The following is a 23025-nucleotide window of genomic DNA, read 5'->3' on the forward strand; positions in this document are numbered from 1 at the left end:
TGCCGACCAACAGCCCGGCCGGTGCTGAAAATCGCGGCAATCTCCTGGTAGATCACCTGAGGCCGGCCGCCCGGGAGGAATCCGGCGCGGCGCGTTCTGTCGGAGGCCCGATGCATGATGGGCGGGTGAGTGCCCTCGACAGCTTCAGCTCGGTGACCCGGGAGTGGCTCACGGGCGCGTTCGCCGCGCCGACGGCCGCCCAGGAGGGAGCCTGGTCGTCGATCGCCCGTGGCGACAACACGCTCGTGGTCGCGCCCACGGGGTCCGGCAAAACGCTGGCCGCCTTCCTGTGGGCCATCGACCGGCTGGCGGACGAGCACACGTCGGCGGAACCAACAGCGGAACCAACAGTGGCCGCGGACGCTCCTCCGCGCAAGGGCCGGGGGAAGGCGGCGGCGCCCGGACGGTCGTGCCGGGTGCTGTACGTCTCGCCACTCAAGGCGCTGGCCGTCGACGTGGAGCGCAACCTCCGCGCGCCGCTGAACGGCATCAAGCAGACGGCCCGGCGGATGGGGTTGACCCCGCCGGACATCTCGGTCGCCGTGCGATCCGGCGACACGACCGCCGAGGACCGCCGCCGCTTCGCGGCCCACCCGTCCGACATCCTCATCACGACGCCCGAGTCCCTGTTCCTGATCCTCACCTCGCAGGCCCGCGAGGCGTTGCGCGGGGTCGAGACCGTGATCATCGACGAGGTGCACGCGGTCGCCGCCACCAAACGCGGCGCCCACCTCGCGCTCAGCCTGGAGCGGCTCGACGCGCTGCTCCCCCGGCCCGCCCAGCGCATCGGGCTCTCGGCGACCGTGCGCCCGGTGAGCGAGGTGGCGGCCTTCCTCGGCGGACCCCGGCCGGCCACGGTGGTGCAGCCGCCCGCCGAAAAGGTCATCGAGGTCGACGTCGTCGTGCCCGTGGAGGACATGACCGAGCTCGCGCCCCCTCCCCCCGGGGCGGAGGGCGAGCCCGCCGAGCACCGCCGCAGCATCTGGCCGCACGTGGAGGAGCACCTTCTCGACCTGATCGAGGCGCACAGCTCGACCATCGTCTTCGCCAACTCCCGCCGCCTGTCCGAGCGCCTGTGCACCCGGCTCAACGAGCTCGCCTGGGAGCGCCGTACGGCACCCGGCGAGCCGGACGCCGCGCCGGCTCGCGGGCAGTCGGCTCCTCCGGCCGAGCTGATGGCTCAGGCGGGCGCCTCCGCCGGCGTCGTTCCCGAGATCGTGCGCGCCCACCACGGGTCGGTCTCCAAGGAGGAGCGGTCACAGATCGAGGAGGCGCTCAAGTCGGGCCGTCTGCCCGCCGTGGTCGCCACCTCCAGCCTGGAGCTCGGCATCGACATGGGCTCGGTCGACCTGGTCGCGTGCGTGGAGGCGCCGCCCAGCGTCGCGAGCGGCCTGCAGCGCATCGGCCGGGCCGGGCACCAGGTCGGCGCGGTGTCCCGTGGGGTGATCTTCCCGAAATACCGGGGCGACCTCGTCCAGACGGCCGTCGTCGCCGAGCGCATGAAGAGCGGGCAGATCGAGGAGCTGCGTTATCCGCGCAACCCCCTCGACGTGCTCGCCCAGCAGATCGTGGCGATGACGGCGCTCGACGAGTGGACCGTCGACTCCCTCGAAGAGGTGGTCAGGCGGGCGGCGCCGTACGCCACGCTGCCGCGCACGGCCCTGGAGGCGACGCTGGACATGCTCGCCGGGCGCTATCCGAGCGAGGAGTTCGCCGAGCTGAGGCCGCGCATCGTGTGGGACCGGGTGACCGGCACGTTGCGGGGCCGGCCGGGAGCGCAGCGGCTGGCGGTCACCAACGGCGGCACGATCCCCGACCGCGGCCTGTTCGGCGTCTTCCTCGTGGGAGAGAAGGCGTCGCGGGTCGGCGAGCTCGACGAGGAGATGGTGTACGAGTCGCGGGTGGGTGACGTCTTCGTGCTCGGGGCGACGTCCTGGCGCATCGAGGACATCACCGCCGACCGGGTGCTCGTCTCCCCCGCCCCCGGGCAACCGGGCAAGCTGCCGTTCTGGCACGGCGACACCGCAGGACGGCCGGCCGAGCTGGGCAGGGCCATCGGGGCCTTCCTGCGCGAGCTGTCCGGCGCGGGAGCGGGCGCCGAGGCGCCCGGCAGGGTGCGCGCCGCGGGCCTCGACGAGTTCGCCGCCGGCAACCTGCTGTCCTACCTCGCCGAGCAGCGCGAGGCGACCGGCTACGTGCCCGACGACCGCACACTGCTGGTCGAGCGGTTCCACGACGAGCTCGGCGACTGGCGCGTGGTGATCCACTCCCCGTACGGCGCACGCGTGCACGCGCCTTGGGCGCTGGCGGTCGGCCGGCGGCTGCGTGAGCGGTACGGCGTGGACGTTCAGGCGGTGCACTCCGACGACGGAATCGTCCTGCGCATTCCCGACACCCTGGACGAGGCGCCGTCCGACCTGGCGGCCTTCGACCCGGAGGAGATCGAGCAGATCGTCACCGAGGAGCTCGGCGGCTCGGCGCTGTTCGCTTCACGGTTCCGTGAATGCGCGGGCCGGTCGCTGCTGTTGCCGCGCCGCAGCCCGGGCAAGCGCACCCCGCTGTGGCAGCAGCGGCAGCGCGCGGCGCACCTTCTCGGCGTCGCCAGCCGCTACGCCGCGTTCCCCGTGGTCCTGGAGACGATGCGCGAGTGCCTTCAGGACGTCTTCGACGTGCCGGGGCTGGTCAGGCTGATGCGGGACGTCTCCGCCCGCCGGGTCAGGGTCGTCGAGGTGGAGACCTCCCAGGCCTCGCCGTTCGCCGCGTCGCTGCTGTTCAACTACGTCGGCGCGTTCATGTACGAGGGCGACGCCCCGCTCGCCGAGCGGCGGGCGCAGGCGCTCGCCCTCGACACGGCGCTGCTGGCGGAACTGCTCGGCCAGGCCGACCTGCGCGAACTGCTCGACCCCGAGGTGATCGCCGAGACCGAGCGTGAGCTGGCCCGGCTGGACCGGCCGCTGCGCGACGCAGAGGACCTCGCCGACCTGCTGCGCTCACATGGGCCGCTGCTCCCCGAGGACGTGTCGATCCGCGACGGCGACCCGGCCTGGCTGGCCGACCTGGAGAAGGCGCGGCGGGCGATCCGGGTGCGGGTCGCGGGCCACGAGCAGTGGGCCGCAGTCGAGGACGCCTGGCGGCTGCGCGACGCCCTCGGGGTGCCGCTGCCCGTCGGCATTCCGCAGCAGTTCCTCGAGCCGCCGTCCGGGGCGGGCCGCCAGGCACCCGGATCCGATCCGCTGGGCGACCTGGTCTCCCGGCACGCCCGCACGCGCGGCCCGTTCTCGTCCGGAACGGCCGCAGCCCGGTTCGGTGTGGGCGTCGCGGTGGCCGACGACACGCTGCGCCGGCTGGCCGCCGCCGGCCGGGTGGTCTCCGGCGAGTTCCAGCCGGGCGGCCGCGGCGAGGAGTGGTGCGACGCGGGTGTGCTGCGCCTGCTGCGCCGTAGGTCGCTGGCCCGGCTTCGCAAGGAGGTCGAGCCCGTGCCGCCGGAGGCGCTGGCCGCCTTCCTGCCGGCGTGGCACGGTGTGACCCCCGCCTCGGCGGGACGGACCCCTGCGGGGCCGGGTCGCGCGATGGACGCGCTGGTCAACGCGATCGAACGCCTTCAGGGGGCCGCCGTGCCCGCGTCGGCGCTGGAGACGCTGATCCTTCCTGGGCGGGTGCCGGGCTACTCCCCCGCGCTGCTCGACGAGCTGACCGCCTCCGGTGAGGTCATCTGGGCGGGACAGGGCTCACTGCCCGGCGGGGACGGCTGGATCGCGCTCTATTTCGCCGACACCGCTCCCCTGCTGATGCCGGCACCCGGCGAGATCACCATGACGCCTCTGCACGAGCAGGTGCTGGAGATCCTCGGCGGCGGCGGTGCGCTGCTGTTCAGGGAACTGTCCGACCGGGTGGCCCTCGCGACGCCGGCGTCGCGGCACGAGCCGGGCCGAATCCTGGGGGCGGTGCCCGACGACTTGGTGCTGGCCGCCGCGTTGTGGGATCTCGTCTGGGCGGGGCGGGTCACGGGAGACACCCTCGCTCCGCTGCGGTCGACGCTCGGCACCGGACGGCCTGCCCACCGGCCGGCGGCGACTCGCCGCCGCAGGGCCGTCCTGCCGACCAGGAGCGGGCCGCCGACTGTCAGCGGACGCTGGTGGCTGCTGCCCGCTGCCGTGGACAGCGCCACTCAGCGGGCCCAGGCGCAGGCCGAGGTGCTGCTGGAACGGCACGGCGTGATCACGAGAGGCGGGGTGGCCGCGGAGCGGCTTCCCGGCGGGTTCTCCGCCGTCTACCAGGTGTTGCGCGCCTACGAGGAGAGCGGGCGCTGCCGCCGCGGCTACTTCGTGGAAGGTCTGGGAGGAGCCCAGTTCGCACTCCCCGGGGCCGTCGACCGGATGCGCGCCACGGCATCGAGCCTCCCGTCGAATGCATCGCCTGGCTCGCCGCTGAGCCCTGCATCCGGCCTGTACCCCGGCGGGCCCGGCACGCCGCCCGGCTCGCGCGGCGAGGACCCGTGGGCGGCCCCCACGCCTTCCCGCACGGTCGTCCTCGCCGCCGCCGACCCCGCCAACCCGTACGGCGCGGCCCTGCCCTGGCCGGACAGGGGCGGTGAGGTCACCCACAAGCCGGGCCGCAAAGCGGGAGCGCTCGTGGTGATGGTGGACGGCCGGCTCGTGCTCTACGTCGAACGCGGCGGCAAGACCTTGCTCTCCTTCGGCGGCGAAGACGAGCTGCAACCGGCGGTGGACGCGCTGGCCCTCGCCGTACGGGAGGGCGCTTTGGGCAAGCTCACGGTCGAGCGGGCCGACGGCGCCTCCATCGCCGATTCACCGCTGGCCACGGCCCTGGAGGCGGCAGGGTTCCACCCCACGCCGCGCGGGCTCCGCCTCAGGGGCTGAATCGGCACAACAGTTGTGGCCGCCCGCGGAAGTAGTGGGAAGCGCGGCAGGAATTCATGATCGCAAGTTATAGACTCACGGCATGCGGATTCCGACAGACCGTGAGATTCGCGCGCTGCATGCCAAATACGCGCCGACGCAGGAAGCGTTCGACCTGGTATACACGCACTGCGAAATCGTCTGTGGAATCGCAGAGCAGCTGCTTGACCGCAATAATCTGAATATCAACGCGGACCTGGTGAGAGCGGGCAGCCTGCTTCACGACATCGGGGTCTATCGGCTCTACGGCGATGATGGGCACCTTGATCAGGCCGGCTATGTGCGCCATGGGATCCTCGGCTACGAACTACTCGCCGGCGAAGGCCTCACCGAAGCCGTCTCCCGCTTCTGCTCCTGCCACACAGGTGTAGGAATCAGCCGAGATGACATCCTGAAACAAAGCCTTCCTCTTCCGCCTGCCGATTACCTGGCAGAGACCATTGAGGAAGAACTAGTGATGTACGCGGACAAGTTTCACAGCAAGACACGACCTCCCACGTTCGTTTCCGCGGAAACCTACGCGAGCCATATTCGCCGTTTCGGCGAAGACAAGGTCAGGAGATTCAACTCGATGATCGGGAGTTTTGGCATCCCCGACGTTGAGTCACTCATCGGGGGTACGGCTGTCACCTGATGATCTGGCCCCCTGGTCAACGCTGTGATCGAGCCGTCGCCCGACGTGCCGGAAACACCCTGACACCGACAGCGAACCCACCTGTCAGCGGCCCCACGCCGCCGCCACTGGCCCGCAGCGGCGTGGGGCGTCCCGTCACGCGTCAGGCGGCGATGGAGACGAAGCGGTCCGCGTGCTCCCTGATGTGGCCTGCCGTACGGCGAAGCGACTCGGGTGCGATGCGGTCGTAGTCGTCGTCGATCGCCTTGAGCGCGTCCGGGTCGAGACGGGCGAGTTCCTCCGCGAGGTGCACACCGCCGTCGTCCGCGTCCCGCGCCGCGCCGGCCGGAACAACCTTGGCGATCTCGGCGCGCAGCCGTCCGGTGAGCGCCAGCAGCGGAGTGTCGCCGAGATGGCCGAGGCCGGCCTCGACGAGCCGCCAGAAGTCCTCATCCGCGACGCGGTGCGGGCGCTCCCGGCAGAGCCTGCTCAGGCCGGGTCCGGCGTTGCCGTACAACAACCAGAAGACCAGCAGCGCCGCCTGGTCGGCGGTGAGCCGCCGGATCACCAGAGATTGGGCGGCGGCCACGGTTTCTGAGTGGATCCGCCGGGCGATCGGCGCCATGCAACGCGCGACCAGGTCGGCGTCGGGCAGTTCGTGCAGCTCTCGCGTGGTCAGGCGGGCCGGTTCCGGGCCTGCCGGGGAAGTATGGCCGATGGATGACATGTGTGATCTCCGGGTTCCGTGAAGAGGGTCTGGTCGGACGTCACGGAACTGGGGCGGGCCGCGGGCCCGCCGCATGATCACAGCCCTGTCGGGCGTCTCATCGACTCAGGGCGCGTGGCCGACCCGGTAATCACGCTGTGATCGTAACGAATCGTTCCCTGGCCTGTCAGGGGCGAGCCCGGCCGCTTCTTCCGGCAGACTCGCCTGACCGGATGTGTTCGTGATGACATCGCCGATGAGCATGTCCGGATGGCTCATGACCGAAATGAGGTCCTGCGCCATGGGGGTGACATCCGGAAGAGCGTGCGGGTCGTACTGCATGACCACGTGGAGACCGCCGGAGTCGTCGACCGCCTGGAGATGCAGCACGCCGCGCACGGCGTTGTTGAACGCCGTCCAATCCACGGTCGCGGCCAGCTCCGCGAAGTCGGGAGCCTCCCGCCTCCGCCGGTAGCTCACCGACACGGGCGCATGCGCCGTCAGCGGCCCTATCCCCTGTACGGCACGGGCCAGCGGGACCTGGCGAAACCGGTGAAGCCGCCGCAGCTCGTCATGGAGCCGCACGGCGAGAGCGGCGACCGTCAGGTCCGGCGACGGCCACGACCGCACGGGCAGCTCGTTGACGTACGGGCCGATATGGTCGCCGGCGTCCGGCGTGCGCGTGGACATGTCGACGGCGCACACCGGTTCGGCGTTGCCGTACGCGAAAAGGAGGGCGTGGACGGACGCGAGGAACACCTCGAACCTGGAGACGTCCGGCACGTCGCACAGCTCTGCGCGGAAGGTGTACGCGCGGGCGTCGGCTGGCGAGCCGACGGAACGCCGCATGCCGGGCAGGACGACGCCGGCGGGCTCGCTCCACCGGCCGCGCCAGTGGTCCACGGCTTCGGGCAGGACCCGCGCCACCTGCTCCCGCTCGCCGGCCGCGTGGGCGGCGTGGGAGCCCTCCAGCCGGGCGAGCGGAACCCCGTTGTAGAAGGCGGCCAGGTCGCGGACCAGCACGTCCTTCGACTCGTCGTCGAAGACCAGACGGTGGGCGACGAACACCAGCATGTGCCGTTCCCGGGCGATGCGCGCGAGCGTGAACCGGGCGAGCGGGCCCCTCTCCATGTCGAAGGGCCGCAGGGTCTCCGCGCGGACGAGCGCGTCGAGGTCGTCGACGGCCGTCACGGTCACCCGGGGCGAATTCGCCCGCACCTCGACCGGCATTCCGTCGCGCTCCTCGACGGCTCCGGCCAGAATCGGGTGCCGGCGCACCAGCGCCTCGCACGCCTGGATCAGCGCGCAGGGGTCGAGCGGCCCGTCAAGCGTGATCAGCAACGGCACGTGGTTGGCAGAACCTGCGCGGCCCATGCGCTCGGTGAGCCATATGCCCACCTGGGCGAACGACGCCGGCGTCGCGTCGGCGCTCATATCGGCCTTTCCAGCGCGGCTCTCAATTGGCTCTCCTGAATAGATCGGGCAATTCAGGACGACCGGCGCGTCGGATCGACCCTTATAGAAAGGATTGTTTCCAGTTCCCTTGAATGCCCAGTCTTGCATGGAGCACCAACCTGAGACAAGCAATTCTGCGCACTGCGAGACGCCGCAGCGGCGTTCATCCCAGCTTGTGAGCCTTGTGACCACACCCGAGATGGGTAGGCCACGAATTTCTCGTTATGACACCATTCGAGCCGCATTTCACGCGACCAATTGCGGAAATATCTGGATTTTCGGCAACCCGTCGAATAAGAACGGCAAAAGAGCTCAGAGGGACACGGGGCCATAGAGGGCGACGGCCTTGCGGCGCGTCATCGCCCAGTAGCGGTCGCCGTAGGACCAGTGCCACCACTCGGTCGGGTAGTTGACCAGCCCGGCCGCCTCAAGGGCCGCGCCGAGCACCTTGCGGTTCTGCCGGGCGTCCGTGCTGATCGTCGCCGCCGCCGTGTAGCAGGCGCCGTCGCTCTGCTCGGGGTTGGCGTTCACGGCCGTGCCCATGTCGAACTCGACGCCGTCGTCGTCGCAGAGGGTGAGGTCGACGGCGGCTCCGGCCGTATGGGGCGCCACCTCGATCGGAGAGACGTACCGGCTCGCGGCGACATGCAGCTCATCTTCCGACATATCCGGAAAAGTCGCGCGAAGCTCGGCCTTGTACTCCTCGAAATACTGCCGCTGCAGCGCGATGGGACGGTAACCCTCGACGACCACGATGTGACATCCGGAGGGCAGGTGGCTCTGCGCGTCCTCCAGCCTGGACAGCACCCCTTCCCGCAGGTGGGCGAAGGCCCCCTGGGGGTCCGCGAGCCGTGCGTCCACCCGCAGGCTGCCGCGCACGTCGCGCAGCGGCTCCCCGCATTCCCTCACCGGTATCGACGTGACCAGGGGGTCGGAGATCAAGACGATTCCCGCAGGTGCGGCGGCCTTCACGGGTCCGTGAGATGTCTCAGGCATGGGCAGCAACCTACCGTCACACCGTGTCGGAGAAGACCTCCTCGCGGGCCCGGGACAGCGCCGCGACGATCGCGCCGCGCAACACCGGGTTGCCCTCGACCTGGGTGACCGTGACCGTGAGCTGGCTGGGGCACACCTGGGCGACCGCCTCCTCGACGCGGGCGGCGAGCTCCGCTCCCCCCGCCCTGCCGACGTCGCCGCTCAGCACGACCAGGCCGGGGTCGAGCACGACCGACACGGCTGCCGCGCCGACCGCCAGCCGCCCGGCGAGGCCGTCGATGAACGCGTCGTTCCCCGTGGCCAGTGCCGTACGGACCACGTCGGCGACCTCGGCCTCGCCGGGCAGGCCGTGAGCCCGCGCGAGGTCGCGGAGCGCGGTGCCGCCGACCAGCCGCTGAAACGAGCCCGACTGCGGCTGGGTGACGTTGGTGGGTAGCGGCTCCCCGGGCACGGGCAACCAGCCGATCTCCCCGGCACCGCCGGTGATGCCCCGGTGCAGCCGGCCGCCGAGCATGACGCCGAGGCCCTGGCCGACGCCGGCCCACAGGATGACGAAGTCGTCCATGCCGCGCGCCGCGCCGTGCTCCTGCTCGGCCAGCGCGGCCAGGTTGACGTCGTTCTCGATGATCACCGACTCGCCGAACAGCGTGCGCAGGCCGGCGAGCACGCCGACGTGCCAGGCCGGCAGGTCGACGGAGTAGCGGATGTCGCCGCCGGCCGGGTCGACCACGCCGCGGGTTCCGATGACCAGGCACCGCAACCGCGACGGCGCGATCTCGGCCATCTCGCACGCCCGCAGCACGGCGCCGTGCACCATGCGCACGGGGTCGCCCGCGTCGGTCGGGTCGACGGTGATCTCGGCGACGACCTTGCCGGTGATGTCGGCGACCGCGGCGGTCACGCTGTCCGGCAGCACCTCCAGGCCGGCGACATAGGCACTGGACGGGTTGACCCCGTACAAGGCGGCGTTGGGACCCCGCCCGCCCGGCCGCTCCCCCGCGGTCGTCACCAGGCCCCGCGTCTCCAGCCGAGCCAGGAGTTGCCCCGAGGTCACCTTGGAAAGCCCGGTGAGTTCGCCCAGCTCGGCTCGGGTGAGCGGGCCCTGGGAGAGGAGGAGTTCCAGTGCAGCCCGGTCGTTGATCTGGCGCAGCAGCCGAGGCGTTCCCGGTCGTTGGGGCACGTCGCTCCCTCTCGTCACGATCCGCTAACACGGGGTTTTTTTTAAGAAAGTTTCTTGTTAGTTTAACGGCAGCCACCCCTGGCCGAACAAGCCTCGGGATGTCACGAGTGCCGACCGGACGGAATGCGTCATCGATGGGGTGAACGGCCCGCCGACACCTGATCGAACACGCCCCCCGACGCGAGGCCCCGGAAGGGAGAAACCCATCGTGAAGATCATGAAGGTCGCGGTCGCGACGTCCGTTACCGCCGCCCTCGCCCTGGGTCTCGCCGCGTGCGGCAGCGACTCCGGCACGACCCAGCCGACCGGCGCCGCCTCCTCGGGCACCGGCCCCAAGTTCGCCGGTCAGACCCTGACGGTCTGGCGTCTCGGCGCGCCCACCGAAGTCTTCGACAAGTACATGAACGACCTGAATGCGGCGTTCAAGCAGCAGACGGGGGCTGACGTCAAGGTCCAGTGGGTGCCCTGGCCGGACGCCCAGAAGAAGTGGACCGCCGCCCTCGCCGGCGGTGAGGGCCCCGACGTCACCGAGTTCGGCAACGACCAGGTCGCCGCCTGGGTCCAGCAGGACGCACTGGCCGACATCACCGACGTCGTCAAGGGCGACGCCAACCTCCAGCAGATCCCGCAGAACCTGTGGAGCTACGAGACGATCGACGGCAAGGTCTACGCGGCCCCGTGGGGCGGCGGCACCCGAGCCGTGCTCTACCGCAAGGACTGGTTCGACGAGCTCGGCATCCAGACGCCCAAGACCTGGGACGAGCTGGTCGCCACGGCCAAGACGATCGTCGACAAGAAGGGCAAGGACGTCGACGGCTTCGCCTTCAACGGCGGCTCCGACGCGAACATGTCCCTGTCCCCGTTCGTCTGGTCGGCCGGCGGCGACTTCGCCACGTTCGAGGGCGGCAAGTGGGTCGGCCAGCTCACCCAGCCGGGCTTCAAGGAGGGCTTCCAGTTCTACACGGACCTGGTCGCCAAGGACGGCGTGTCCGGCAAGGGCCGCCTGACGCAGAACTCCGTCGACATCGCCCAGCGCTTCGCCGCCGGCAAGGTCGGCATGTACGTCACCGGTGGCTGGGACATCGCGGCCATCAAGGAGCAGAGCAAGGGCAAGGTCGACGAGTCGAAGATGGGCTTCTTCTCGCTCCCGGCCAAGGACGGCAGCGGCCCGGCCCCGGCCTTCCAGGGCGGCAACGACATCGCCATCTGGAAGGACACCAAGAACGTCGAGATGGCCGCCGACTACGTGAAGCTGGCCGCCGGCAAGGAGTTCGGCGTGCGGTACGCCAAGGAGGGCGGCCTGCTCCCGCTCTATCCGGACGCGCTCGCCGAGCTGGGCAGCGACCCTGCTCAGAAGCCGTTCACCGACACCTTCAAGGTCGCCAAGGGCTTCCCGGCCAGCCCCAACTGGGCGGAGGCCAACGACACCAAGGCAGTGCTGCAGAACGCGGCCCGCGCGGTGATCGACGGCAAGAAGTCCGTCGACCAGGCTCTGGCGGACGCCAACGGCGAGCTTGAGTCGATCCTCAACCAGTAGGCATCGATGGCTCACTCGTCAACCGCCGTCCGGGGCGGAGGAGACTCCTCCGCCCCGGCGCGGCGGCACACGCCGGGGCAACGGCCCCGCCGGCGGGGCATGCCCGCCTGGCTGGTCCCCTACGCCCTGCTCCTGCCCGGCCTCGCGGTCATCGCGGCCCTGCTGCTCTACCCGCTGTACCAGATGGTCGAGATGTCCTTCCATGAGGTCGGACTCCGGCAGATCAGGGCCATCAACCCCACGCCGGCCGAGTTCGTGGGGCTCGACAACTACCGCAGCATCTTCGAGTCCGACCTCTTCTGGACCTCGCTGCGCAACACCGTGGTCTTCGCGGTCGTCACCGTGGCACTGACGCTGATCCTCGGAACCCTCGTCGGCCTGCTGCTCAACAAGCTCGGCACGAAGATGTCGACCTTCGTCGTCGTCGGCATCATGGCCGCCTGGGCGACCCCGCCCACGGCGCAGGCGGTTGTCTGGAAATGGTTGTTCGACTCCGACGCCGGCGTGGTCAACTGGGCGCTGAACCTGCTGCCCGACTGGCTGTCGAACCTGGTGTTCGGCCGGTCGGACTGGAGCGGGCAACCGTGGTTCAACGACACGATCACGCTCTACCTCGTGCTCGTCGTCGCCGTCGTGTGGGCGTCGTTCCCGTTCATCGCGGTGTCGGTGCTCGCGGGACTCAAGAGCATCCCCTCGGAACTGTACGAGGCGGCACGGATGGACGGCGCCACCGGCGCCTCCACGTTCCGGAAGATCACCTTCCCGCTGCTCAAGCCGGTCTTCTCGGTGCTGGTCGTCCTGTCGATCATCTGGGACTTCAAGGTCTTCACCCAGCTCTACCTGCTGGCGGGCGGCACGGTGAACCGCGACGCGTTCAACCTCTCACTGTGGAGCTACGCCGAGGCGTTCAGCAGCCCGCCGAAGATGGGGCTCGGCGCCGCGATCGCCGTGGTGCTCACGGGAATCCTGCTGGTGATCACCTTCGTCTACGTCCGCAACATCATCAAGACGGAGGACGTGCGATGAGCCCGCTCACCAGGAAGAGGCTCGGGCGTATCGCGCTCAACGCGGCAGGCATCGCGGTGTTCCTCTTCGCGGTCTTCCCCGTCTACTGGATGGTCGCCACCGCCTTCAAGCCGAACGACCAGATCTTCACCACCAGCTTCATCCCGTTCCCCGACCCGCCGTCGATGGACCACGTCTCCCGGGTCTTCACCGAGGGCGTGGCCGGGCACTCCGTCTGGCGATACCTGCTCAACAGCACGATCGTCGCCGTCAGCGCGGTCGTCATGGGCGCGGTCTTCGCGCTGCTCGCCGCGACCGCGGTGGCGCGGTTCCGGTTCCGGTTCCGCACCTCGTTCCTCATCCTGCTGCTGATCGTGCAGATGGTCCCCAGTGAGGCCCTGCTGATCCCGCTGTTCACCATGGTCAAGCGGCTCGGCCTGTACGACCAACTGCTGGGGCTGATCGTCATCAACGTAGGCCTGACGCTGCCGTTCTCCGTGTGGATGCTGCGCACGTTCGTCGCCGCCGTCCCGAGGGAGCTGGAGGAGGCGTCCTGGATCGACGGCGCCAACCGGTTCACGACCTTCTGGCGGGTCCTGTTCCCGCTGGTCGCCCCCGGGCTGGTCGCCACCAGCATCTTCTCGTTCATCACCACGTGGAACGAGTTCGTCTTCGCCCTGACCCTCATCGGCGACCAGGGGAAGTACACGATGCCCGTCGCCCTGCAGTTCTTCGTCGGGCAGCGCTCGACCGACTGGGGCGGCATCATGGCCGCATCCACCCTGATGACCATCCCGGTCCTCATCTTCTTCCTGCTCGTCCAGCGGCGCATGGTCTCCGGCCTCGTCGCGGGCGCGGTCAAGGGATAACCCCACATCGGGCCCCCCGTACGGCCATCGCCTCACGAGGCCGTGGCCCGTACGGGCATGCCCGCGAGAACCGACGAATCTGACAAGGAGCCGAGACAGCATGTCCGCCTCTTCCCGCGATCTCACCTCATCGGCCGAGGTCGCCGGCTTCACCGCGAGTACCAGCGATCGGGGGCTGCATCGTCTCGCGGCCGGCACGCTGCTCGTCGCATTTCCCGGTACCACCGCCCCCGACTGGCTCCTGCGCGGCATGGAGGACGGCCTCGGCGGCGTCACCCTCTTCGGCTTCAACGTCGAAGACTCCGCGCAGCTGCGCGCCCTCACCGGGCAGCTCAGCGACGCGGGCCGCCCGATCATCTCCCTCGACGAGGAGGGCGGCGACGTCACCCGCCTGGCGTACCACGTGGGCAGCCCCTACCCGGGCAACGCCGCCCTCGGGGCCGTCGACGACGTAGACCTGACCGAGCGGATCTACCGCTCCATCGGGGCGGAGCTGGCCAGGTGCGGGGTCAACCTCGACATGGGCCCGGTCGCCGACGTCAACACCGCCGACGACAACCCCGTGATCGGCACCCGGTCCTTCGGCGCGTCGGCCGACCTGGTGGCGCGGCACACGGTGGCCGCGGTGCAGGGCCTGCAGTCGCTGGGGATCGCCGCCTGCGTCAAGCACTTCCCCGGCCATGGAGCCACCCGGCAGGACTCCCACCTGGAGATCCCGGTCGTCGAGGCGTCGCACGAGCTGCTTCGGGAGCGCGAGCTCGTGCCGTTCCGCGCGGCCATCGAAGCCGGAACCAAGGCGATCATGACGGCGCACGTCGCGGTCCCCGGCCTGACCGGCCAGGTCCCCGCGACGCTCAGCCCCGAGGCGCTCACCGGGCTGCTGCGCGGCGAGATGGGCTACGACGGGGTGGTCGTCACCGACGCCCTCGACATGCACGCGATCGCCAAGACCGTGGGCCTCGGCGGCGGCGCCGTCCTGTCCCTGCGCGCGGGCTCCGACCTGCTCTGCCTGGGGCCGCTGCCGACGCCCGAGGAGATCGAGGGCATCCTGGCCGCGATCGTGGGCGCCGTCCGCGACGGCAGCCTGCCCCTCGCCCGGTTGGAGGAGGCGGGCGCCCGTGTCGACCGGTTGCGGGAATGGCTCGCCGCATCCCACCGGGAGACCGGGGAGACCAACGTCGTCGGTCTCGACGCCGCCCGCCGGGCGGTGTCGCTGACCGGGGCGGCGGCGCCGCTGGTCGACCCCCTGGTGATCGAGGTGGACACGCCGTCGACCATCGCGGTGGGCGACGTGCCGTGGGGCTTCGCGCCGTGGCTGCCCGACGCGGAGGTCGTGCGGGTCAAGCCGGCCGAGGCCGACGCGGACGCGCTGCTCGGCCAAGCCCGGGGCCGGTCGCTGGTCATCGTGGTCAAGGACGCCCACCGCCACTCGCCCGCCCGGTCGTTCGTCTCGTCGCTGGTGGCGGACCGTCCCGACGCGGTGGTGGTCGAGATGGGGCTGCCGATCTGGCGTCCGCAGGCCGCCGCCTACATCGCGACGTACGGCGCGGCCCGCGCCAACGCCCAGGCGGCCGCCGAACTGCTGACCGCCTGAGCCCTCCTGCCCCGGCCGGGCGGGAAACGCCCGGCCGGTCGCGGCTCAGGAGGTGAAGATGTCCTCGCGCGCCTGGTCGAGGGCGGCCAGGACGGCGCCGCGCAACACGGGGTTGCCAACGACCTCGCTGGTGACGACCTCGGGCCTGATCGGGCAGATCCGGGCGACGGCCTCCTCCACCCGGGAGGTCAGCGCGGCGCCTCCGGCCTGGCCGACCTCGCCCGCCAGGACCACGAGCCCCGGGTCGAGCACCACGCACACGGAGGCGACGCCGAGGGCGAGCCGGGAGGCCACCTCGTCAAGAAGGCGCTCGCCGCGCTCCCCCGCCGCGACCGCCTCGGTCACGCAGTCGGCGGCGCCGGCCCCGGAGAAGCCGAGCTCGCGGGCGAGCTCGATCACCGCTTCCGAGCTCACCAGCGACTGAAGCCCGCCCGCGAGCGACGGCAGCCGGCCCGGCATGGCCTTGACGTCGGCGGCCAGCGGGACGCCGGGCACGGGGAGATAGCCGATCTCGCCGGCGCTGCCGGACCGGCCCCGGTGCAGCCGGCCGCCGAGCACGACGGCAAGGCCGATGCCCCGGCCGACCCACAGGAGCACGAAGTCGTCGACCTCCTGGGCCGCACCCTTGGCGCGTTCCGCGATCGCGACCAGGTTCACGTCGTTCTCGATCGTGAGTTCCCTGCGCAGGTCTCTGGCGAGCGCCTCGTGGATGCCCTCGTGCCAGTGCGGCAGGTCGAAGGAGAACCGCACGTCGCCGGTGCGCGGGTCCACCACGCCGGGGGTGCCGATCACGACGCCGCGCAGCCGCGACAGCGCCACCTTGGCCGACCGGCACGCCTTGACGACCACGTTGTGGACAACCGTGACCGGGTCGTCCTGGGCGTCCGGCGCGGCCGTGACCTCGGCGACCACGTCGCCGTTGATGTCGGCGATCGCCGCGGTGACCGAGTCGGGGCCGACCTCCAGCCCGGCGACGTAGGCACACGAGGGGATCACCCCGTAGAGGGCCGCGTTGGGGCCGCGGTTGCCCGCCTGCTCGCCGACGACCTCGACGAGGCCGCGCTCCTCCAGGCGCGCGAGCGTCTGGGACGCGGTGACCTTGGACAACCCCGTCAGCTCACCGATCTGCCCGCGCGTCAGCGGCCCCGAGGCGAGCAGCAACTCCAATGCGGCCCGGTCGTTGATCTCCCGGAGCAGCCTGGGCACGCCAGGACGTCGCTCCATGCTCCTGCTCTCTATCGTGGCCCCCGGTGCACCTTCACGATCTGCACCCGCAAATCGTCAACAAAGTTTCCTGCAAGCTTAGCGAGCCGACAAGCCGTCACAGACGTTCCATACGAGCTCATGGCGGCCCCGCCCCCCGCGCCGCCTCGTGCGCGCGGACCTCGTCGATGTCGCCAAGGCGGTGCATGCCCCGCACACTCCGCACCGTCCTCGGGTTGGCCGCCAGGCGTTTCTCGTTGCGCGCGACGAACGCCCAGTAGCCGGTCGTGAACGGGCAGGCGTCCTGTCCCGTCCGCCGGTCCGGCCGGTAGCGGCAGTCGCGGCAGAAGTCGCTCATCCGGTTGATGTACGCCCCTCCGGAGACGTACGGCTTGGTCGCGAGCGCACCGCCGTCCGCATGTTGCGACATGCCCACCACATTGGGGGCCATCACCCAGTCGTAGCCGTCGACGAAGGACCGGTGGAACCACGCGGTGAGCCGGCCAGGGTCGAAGGCGCGCTGCAACGCGTAGTTGCCGAGCACCATCAGCCGCACGATGTGGTGGGTGAAGCCGTGATCGCGCACCTGGGCGAGGGCCCACGACAGGCACCGCGCCTCCACCGCGTCCGCGTCCAGATCGGCGAACCACTCCGGCAGAGGCTCGCGGGCGCCCAGCCGGTTCTCCTCACGGTAGCGCGGGCCGAGATGCCAGTAGAGATGCCAGATGTAGTCGCGCCAGCCGATGATCTGGCGGATGTAGCCCTCCACGCTGGGAAGCGGGGCGTAGCCCTCCCGGTAGGCGATCTCCGCCTCGCGCACGCAGTCCATGGGGTCGAGCAGGCCGAGGTTGAGTGCGGGCGACAACAGGCTGTGGGCCATCACCGGGTCACCCGACATCATGGCGTCCTGAGCGGGCCCGAAGCAGGGCAGGCGGTGGACGACGAAGTCGGCCAGCGCGTCGGCGGCCTCGGCCCGCGTCGCGGGGAAGGCCCGGGGGCCGTCGCGGCCGATGAAGGCGACCTCTCCTGCGCGTTCCCAGCGGTCGAGGTCGCGCCGCACCTGCTCGTCGATCTCGTCCTCCACCGGCCGCCACGCCTCCGGCAGGCCGAGCCCTCCCTGCGGTGGGGGCTCGCGGTTGTCGGCGTCGAAGTTCCATCGCCCGCCGGCGGGCCGGTCCCCGTCCATCAGCACGCCGAGGCGCCGCCTGGCGTCCCGGTAGAAGTCCTCCATCAGCAGCCTGCGCCCGCCCCTGTTCCCCGCCCAGGCGGCGAACTCCTCCCAGGTGGAGGTGAAGCCCCTGGCCGGCAGCACGGTCACCCCCGGCCTGCCGGAGACGAACCGGGCCGCGGCGTGGCTGGTCGGATGACACACGGTGAGCGGCCCGCCGATCGTCGCGAGGGCCTCGCCGTACGTCTCGGAACGCAGGAAGACCGCCTGGTCGCCGAGTTCGGCCGCCCGGTGGCGGAGGGCGGACAGGACGAGATGGGCCTTCTGGCGGTGGAAGCGCCGTCTCCGCAGCACCGACCTGGCCTCGACCAGCAGGACCGGCTCGCCTGGGTCGTCCAGGAAGTGGTCCCCGAGCTGGTCGGCGAAGATCCACCGCCTGCTCTTGTCCCGCATACTTCATGCTAAGTCGGCCGGAATTGGCGATCTTCGCAAGCTAGTTGTGAGGTTGGCGTCTAACCAATGCCAACCAGGCGGGATAATCGACTACATGCGACTTTCTGCCCGTGTCGACTACGCCCTCCGTGCCGCCGCCGAGCTCGCCGCCGCAGGCGAGGGACCTACCACGGTGGGCGAGCTGGCCAAAGGACAGGAAATGCCCCCTAAATACTTGGAGAACATTCTCCTGCAGATGCGCCGCGCCGGCCTGGTCCGCGGCCAGCGCGGGCCGGAGGGCGGCTACGTCCTGGCCCGCCCGGCCAGCCAGATCTCGCTGGCCGACGTGATCCGCGCCGTCGACGGGCCGCTCGCCAACGTCCGGGGCGAACGCCCCGAGCATGTCGGCTACCTGGGCGCCGCCCAGGCCCTGCAGCAGGTGTGGATCGCTCTGCGCGCCAGCGAGCGGGCCATCCTCGAGGAGGTCACGCTGGAGCAGATCGCCAAGGGCGAGCTGCCTCCGCGGGTGACCGAGCTGTCGTCGGACCCGTCGGCGTGGAACTCGCACTCTCCGGTCTGACGACCGCCTTCGATGCCTGAGGGCGACGCCGTCTACCGGACCGCCAAGCGGCTCAGGCAGGCCCTGGACGGCCGTGCGCTGACCCGCTCGGACTTCCGGGTTCCCCGCTATGCCTCCGCCGACCTGTGCGGCAGGGCCGTCCTGACGACCCTCTCGTACGGCAAGCATCTGCTCACCCGGGTCGAGGGCGGGCTCACCGTGCACACCCACCTGCGCATGGACGGCAGCTGGCGGGTGGTCGAGACGGGGCGTCCCGTACCACGCGGCGACGTCGTCCGGCTGATCCTGGGCAACGCCGAATGGACGGCCTTGGGGATCAAGCTCGGCATGGTGGATGTGGTCCCCACCGAACGGGAGGACCGGGTCGTCGGCCATCTGGGCCCGGATCTGCTGGGGCCGGGCTGGGACGCGGCGAAGGCCGCGGAGAATCTGCGCGCGGCCCCTGAGCGCAGGATCGGGGACGCGCTCCTGGATCAGCGCAACCTGGCGGGGATCGGCACGATCTGGCGTGCCGAGACGCTGTTCGCGGCGCGTCTGTCGCCGTGGCGCACGGTGGGATCCATCCCACCCGATGATCTGGAATCACTGGTGGAGCTCGCGCACCGCCTGATGGACGCGAGCAAGGACGCGCCACTACCGGTCACGACGGGCGACACCCGGCCGGGACGCGCACTCATGGTGTACGGCAGGGCCCGCCGCCCATGCCGCCTGTGCGGAAACCCGGTCAGCAGCGCGGGAATGGGGGAACAGCCGTACGAACGGTTAATCTTCTGGTGCCGTCGATGTCAGCCTGATTAGGCGGCGACCATGTCCTTGACCTCGGGGAACCCGTCGAAGTCCGTGTCGGGGATTGAACCCGGCACCGTCTCCGCGATGGGCAGGCGCTCGTGCTCCGGCACATCGGCCATGACCGGGGCGGCCTGAAGCTCGGCGAGCGCGAACTGGTCGGACACCTCACGCAACACCTGGGACAGCGGCACACCGAGGGCGCCGCAGATCGAGGCGAGCAGCTCCGACGAGGCTTCCTTCTGGCCGCGCTCAACCTCGGACAGGTAGCCGAGCGAGACGCGCGCAAGCGTGGAGACCTCGCGAAGGGTGCGATTCTGCCGCACCCTCAGCCGCCGCAGCACGTCACCGAGCAGCTGACGCAGCAGGACCATCTGTCGCTCCCTCCCCAGCGGGGGCGCCTTCACGACGCCTCGCGCGGTGGGCTCATGTCGCCCGTTCTTCGAACGCCCTTCGTACATGCTCCTCGCCGTCATCATTGGGTCGCTCGGCCCCTTAGCCGGACGCACGCTTGACTTGCTCCTCGCCAATGGCTCTCGGACCTCACTCACACATCCACCGTACCTGTAGAGGGCAACACCGCGGCAGACCGTGGTGAGCATGTTCGCTGGTGACGTAACGCGGTAATCACCCAGAATGTTCCCCCTAATTTGCCTCCAGCACACCTGCGAGGAGGTCCAGAGCCTCCTGACATGTCCGGGTTCGTATCTCGGCACGGTCCCCGCTCAGCCGCAGGTCACGGTGCCAGACGAGGTTTCCGGGCCCCCTGACGGCGATGTGGACCGTGCCCACCGGCTTGCCGTCCTGAGGGTCGGGCCCCGCGACTCCCGTGACCGCCAGGCCGTACTCGGACCGGGTGAGGTCGCGCACGCCCTCCGCCATGGCCACCGCCACGGCGGGGTGCACGGCCCCCTCCCTCTCGAGCAGGTCCGCGGGCACCCCGAGCAGCCGGGCCTTGAGCTCGGTGGCATAGGCGATCACGCCCCCGCGGAACGTGGCCGAGGCCCCGGCCACGCCGGTCAGCGTGGCCCCGATGAGGCCGCCCGTCAGCGACTCGGCCACCGAGACCGTAGCCCCCTGCGCCTTCAGCGACGCCAGGGCCCGCGCGGCGGCGCCCGTCATTCCGACCTGGCCGCCTTCGCCACCCGGCGCAGGCGCACCGCCCTCACCACGTAGTCGACGCCCGTGCCGAGTGTCACCAGGACGGCCGGCGCCATGAGGGCCCAGCGCACCAGGCCGGGCACCCCGGGCACGATGAACAGCGCGATGGCCACGATCTGCAGCACGGTCTTGACCTTGCCGCCGTAGCTCGCCGGGATCACGCCGTGCCGGATCACCATGAACCGCAGAAGTGTGATCCCGGCCTCCCTCGCGATGATCACGATGGTCACCCACCAGGGGATCTCACCGAGGATGGAGAGGCAGACCAGCGCGGAGCCGATCAGCGCCTTGTCCGCGATCGGGTCCGCGATCTTGCCGAAGTCGGTGATCAGGCCGTACTTCCTGGCGAGGAAGCCGTCGAGCTGGTCGGTCAGGGAGGCGAGCAGGAAGACGCCGAGAGCGGCGACCCGCCAGCCCGGCCCCTCCCCCTCCACGAACAGGAAGGCGATGAAGACGGGAACGACCGCCAGACGGGCGATGGTCAGCACGTTCGCGATGTTCCACGTGCTGACGCGGCGGATCCGTGGCTCGGCGGGAGGGTCCGCGAGCGGGACCGCGATCAGGGGGGCCTGGTCCGGCGGGCTCGCGGAGCCGGCGGGGGGCTCGATCCGCTCCGTCATGCTCCTGCCTTGATGCGGGCGATCAGGTCAACCCCCTCGGAGTCGACGACCACCGCCTGAACGATCTGGCCGGGCACCAGACCGATGCCCTGGACGGTGACCGAGCCGTCCACCTCGGGCCCCTGATGGGCCGCCCTGCCCTCGTAGCCGCCGTCCCCGAGGTCCTCCTCGATGAGGACGTCCAGCTCCGTGCCGATGCGCTCCTCGGCCCGCTGTGCGGTCAGCTCCTCGGCGAGCTCGGTCAGCCGGGCCACCCGCTCGTCGACGACCTCCTGGTCGAGCTTGCCGTCGAAACCGAACGCCTCGGTGCCGTCCTCGTCGGAGTAGCCGAAGACACCGATCACGTCGAGCCTCGCCTCCTCCAGGAAGCCGGCCAGCTCCTCGAACTCCTCCTCGGTCTCCCCGGGGAAGCCCACGATGAAGTTGGACCGTACCCCCGCCTCGGGCGCCAGCTCGCGCACGCGCTCCAGCAGGTCGAGGAAGCGCCGGGGGTCGCCGAAGCGCCGCATGCGCCGCAGCACCGGGCCGCTCGCGTGCTGGAACGACAGGTCGAAGTACGGCGCGATGCCCTCGGTCGTGGCGATGACCTCCAGCAGGCCGGGGCGCAGCTCGGCGGGCTGGAGGTAGCTGACCCGGACCCGTTCGACGCCCGGCGTGGCGGCGAGCTGAGGCAGCAGCTTCTCCAGCGAGCGCAGGTCGCCCAGGTCCTTGCCGTACGACGTGGAGTTCTCGCTGACCAGCACGAGCTCCTTGACGCCCTGCCCGGCCAGCCACTCGGCCTCGGCCAGCAGCTCCTCGGGGGCGCGCGAGACGTACGACCCGCGGAACGCCGGGATCGCGCAGAAGGTGCACCGGCGGTCGCAGCCGGACGCCAGCTTCAGCGAGGCCACGGGGCCGCCGCTCAGCCGCTTCCTGAGCGTGCGCGGGCCGCTGGCGGGCGCCAGGCCCTCGGGGAGGGCGTCCGGCGCGGTGCCGTGGCCCGGGATGTGGGCGTGCGCGGCGGAGCGGTCCACAGGACTGATCGGCAGCAGCTTCCTGCGGTCACGCGGCGCGTGCGGGATCAGCGTCTTCCCCGCCAGCACGTCGTCGAGGCGCGCCCCGATGTCGGTGTAGTCGTCGAAGGAGATGACGGCGGCCTCGGGAAGGGCGTCGGCAAGCTGCTCGCCGTAGCGCTCGGCCATGCAGCCCGCCGCCACCACCTTCGCGCCCGAGTCGGCGGCGGCGAGCAGGGTGTCGATGGAGTCCTTCTTCGCCGAATCGATGAAGCCGCACGTGTTGACGACGACGACGTCCGGGTCGGCGTCGCCCATCTGCCAGCCGGCAGCCTCAAGGCGGGCCGCCAGCTCCTCAGAGTCGACCTCGTTGCGGGCGCAACCCAATGTGACCAGCGATACGGTTCGGCGAGAAGACATGATGAATCTACGGTATCGGGGTTCGGCCCCTAACGGGCACTCGGGATGCCCTGCCCGAAGGATCTCCGTACAGTCTGACCGTCCTTGCCCGCCGGGCCGAGGTCCTTGCCGTTGACTTCGAGCCGTACGGCGCCGCCGTCGCCGATGACCACCCGCACCCGGTCCTTGGCCGTCCACGTCACCGTCTTGCCCTGCTGAAGGGTGCCCTGGAAGAGCCGGTGGCCCTTGGCGTCTCTCACGTTGATCCAGGCCGGCTTGGTGGCGAAGACCTTGAGGACCACGACGCCACTCGGGACGCGCGCCTTCTCCTTCGCCTGAGCCTTGGCCTGCTGGGCGGAGGCGGGGCTCTCGGCCGCCGACTGGCCCGGCTTCACGTCGGAACCGCCGAGGAAGCGCACGATCGCGAAGATGACGACGATCGCGAGGGCCACCGCCGCCGCCATCGTCCAGTTGGGGAGGCCCCGCCCGTTCCGGCGGCCGGGGAGCAGGTTGTTCGCCAGGAACATGGCGGACGCGCGCGCCGGTGGACGCCTGTCCCCGTGAGCTTCGTTGAATTCCCTGAGGAGTTCGTCAGGCTCCAATCCCAGCGACCCCGCGATCGCCCTGATGTGGCCGCGCGCGTAGAAGTCGCCCCCGCACACCGTGAAGTCGTCGCGCTCAATTCCCTGAATGATCGCTTCCCGGATATGCGTGCGATCACTGAGCTGGCTTACGGTCAAACCGGCGTTCTGCCGAGCCTCCGACAGAGCAGCGCCAATACTCATTTGGTCACGCCCCCTCGCCCGAGCT

At 70.6% G+C, this 23025-nt stretch carries 19 protein-coding genes; 8 read left to right on the plus strand and 11 right to left on the minus strand.

Going from position 1 to position 23025, the window contains the following annotated elements:
- Positions 1–110 precede the first annotated feature (110 nt).
- Both Pth03_RS17180 and Pth03_RS17185 read left to right on the plus strand, forming a co-directional pair.
- Complete coding sequence (locus tag Pth03_RS17180; RefSeq protein ID WP_203945295.1) at positions 111–4880, plus strand: ATP-dependent helicase; 4770 nt, start codon at positions 111–113, stop codon at positions 4878–4880.
- Positions 4881–4962: 82 nt separating this feature from the next.
- Positions 4963–5553, plus strand: coding sequence for an HD domain-containing protein (locus Pth03_RS17185; protein ID WP_203945296.1), 591 nt, complete (start codon positions 4963–4965; stop codon positions 5551–5553).
- A gap of 142 nt (positions 5554–5695) precedes the next feature.
- Here the strand turns inward: Pth03_RS17185 and Pth03_RS17190 are convergent, their stop codons facing one another.
- The 4 genes from Pth03_RS17190 to Pth03_RS17205 form a co-directional block, all read right to left on the minus strand.
- Entirely contained in the window at positions 5696–6259 is a 564-nt protein-coding gene (locus Pth03_RS17190; RefSeq protein ID WP_203945297.1) for a hypothetical protein, read from the minus strand.
- A 105-nt stretch (positions 6260–6364) separates the two neighbouring features.
- Positions 6365–7672: a condensation domain-containing protein gene (locus Pth03_RS17195; protein ID WP_203945298.1), complete on the minus strand. Its 1308-nt coding sequence runs from the start codon at positions 7670–7672 to the stop codon at positions 6365–6367.
- 333 nt (positions 7673–8005) lie between these two features.
- Complete coding sequence (locus Pth03_RS17200; RefSeq protein WP_203945299.1) at positions 8006–8689, minus strand: M15 family metallopeptidase; 684 nt, start codon at positions 8687–8689, stop codon at positions 8006–8008.
- A 16-nt stretch (positions 8690–8705) separates the two neighbouring features.
- Complete coding sequence (locus Pth03_RS17205; RefSeq protein WP_203945300.1) at positions 8706–9869, minus strand: ROK family transcriptional regulator; 1164 nt, start codon at positions 9867–9869, stop codon at positions 8706–8708.
- A 217-nt stretch (positions 9870–10086) separates the two neighbouring features.
- Here Pth03_RS17205 and Pth03_RS17210 point away from each other — a divergent pair, with 217 nt between their 5' ends.
- The 4 genes from Pth03_RS17210 to Pth03_RS17225 all read left to right on the plus strand — a co-directional run bounded on the left by Pth03_RS17210 (position 10087) and on the right by Pth03_RS17225 (position 14874).
- A complete protein-coding gene (locus tag Pth03_RS17210; RefSeq protein WP_239119122.1) occupies positions 10087–11406 on the plus strand; it encodes a sugar ABC transporter substrate-binding protein in 1320 nt (439 codons plus the stop codon).
- Positions 11407–11412: 6 nt separating this feature from the next.
- Complete coding sequence (locus Pth03_RS17215; protein ID WP_203945302.1) at positions 11413–12432, plus strand: carbohydrate ABC transporter permease; 1020 nt, start codon at positions 11413–11415, stop codon at positions 12430–12432.
- Positions 12429–13280 (plus strand): carbohydrate ABC transporter permease, encoded by an 852-nt coding sequence (locus tag Pth03_RS17220; protein ID WP_203945303.1) that lies wholly within the window; start codon positions 12429–12431, stop codon positions 13278–13280. Before Pth03_RS17215 ends, Pth03_RS17220 begins: the two co-directional genes overlap by 4 nt.
- Before the next feature lie 100 nt (positions 13281–13380).
- The gene (locus tag Pth03_RS17225) at positions 13381–14874 is read left to right on the plus strand and encodes a glycoside hydrolase family 3 protein (RefSeq protein WP_203945304.1); all 1494 of its coding nucleotides are present in this window, start codon (positions 13381–13383) and stop codon (positions 14872–14874) included.
- Between the two features lie 45 nt (positions 14875–14919).
- Here Pth03_RS17225 and Pth03_RS17230 read toward each other — a convergent pair whose 3' ends face one another.
- A complete protein-coding gene (locus tag Pth03_RS17230; protein ID WP_203945305.1) occupies positions 14920–16098 on the minus strand; it encodes an ROK family transcriptional regulator in 1179 nt (392 codons plus the stop codon).
- 118 nt (positions 16099–16216) lie between these two features.
- Positions 16217–17698 carry a cryptochrome/photolyase family protein gene (locus Pth03_RS17235; protein WP_203945306.1) on the minus strand — a complete coding sequence of 494 codons (1482 nt, stop codon included), beginning with the start codon at positions 17696–17698 and terminating at the stop codon, positions 16217–16219.
- A 94-nt stretch (positions 17699–17792) separates the two neighbouring features.
- Between Pth03_RS17235 and Pth03_RS17240 the strand changes: the two genes are divergently transcribed.
- Both Pth03_RS17240 and Pth03_RS17245 read left to right on the plus strand, forming a co-directional pair.
- Positions 17793–18257 (plus strand): RrF2 family transcriptional regulator, encoded by a 465-nt coding sequence (locus tag Pth03_RS17240; protein ID WP_203945307.1) that lies wholly within the window; start codon positions 17793–17795, stop codon positions 18255–18257.
- 12 nt (positions 18258–18269) lie between these two features.
- Positions 18270–19055, plus strand: coding sequence for a DNA-formamidopyrimidine glycosylase family protein (locus Pth03_RS17245; RefSeq protein WP_203945308.1), 786 nt, complete (start codon positions 18270–18272; stop codon positions 19053–19055).
- Here Pth03_RS17245 and Pth03_RS17250 read toward each other — a convergent pair.
- From Pth03_RS17250 to Pth03_RS17270, 5 genes are all read right to left on the minus strand, one after another.
- Positions 19052–19417 carry a helix-turn-helix domain-containing protein gene (locus tag Pth03_RS17250; protein ID WP_203945309.1) on the minus strand — a complete coding sequence of 122 codons (366 nt, stop codon included), beginning with the start codon at positions 19415–19417 and terminating at the stop codon, positions 19052–19054. The genes Pth03_RS17245 and Pth03_RS17250 overlap by 4 nt on opposite strands.
- Positions 19418–19688: 271 nt before the next feature.
- Positions 19689–20165: a CinA family protein gene (locus Pth03_RS17255; RefSeq protein ID WP_203945310.1), complete on the minus strand. Its 477-nt coding sequence runs from the start codon at positions 20163–20165 to the stop codon at positions 19689–19691.
- Complete coding sequence (pgsA, locus tag Pth03_RS17260; protein WP_203945311.1) at positions 20162–20824, minus strand: CDP-diacylglycerol--glycerol-3-phosphate 3-phosphatidyltransferase; 663 nt, start codon at positions 20822–20824, stop codon at positions 20162–20164. The genes Pth03_RS17255 and pgsA overlap by 4 nt, the downstream gene beginning before the upstream one ends.
- Positions 20821–22236, minus strand: coding sequence for a 30S ribosomal protein S12 methylthiotransferase RimO (gene rimO / locus Pth03_RS17265; RefSeq protein WP_203945312.1), 1416 nt, complete (start codon positions 22234–22236; stop codon positions 20821–20823). The genes pgsA and rimO overlap by 4 nt, the downstream gene beginning before the upstream one ends.
- A gap of 29 nt (positions 22237–22265) precedes the next feature.
- Positions 22266–23000: a helix-turn-helix domain-containing protein gene (locus tag Pth03_RS17270; protein WP_203945313.1), complete on the minus strand. Its 735-nt coding sequence runs from the start codon at positions 22998–23000 to the stop codon at positions 22266–22268.
- Positions 23001–23025: the final 25 nt, after the last annotated feature.

It is taken from the genome of Planotetraspora thailandica, from assembly GCF_016863335.1.
Classification (GTDB): Bacteria; Actinomycetota; Actinomycetes; order Streptosporangiales; family Streptosporangiaceae; genus Planotetraspora; species Planotetraspora thailandica.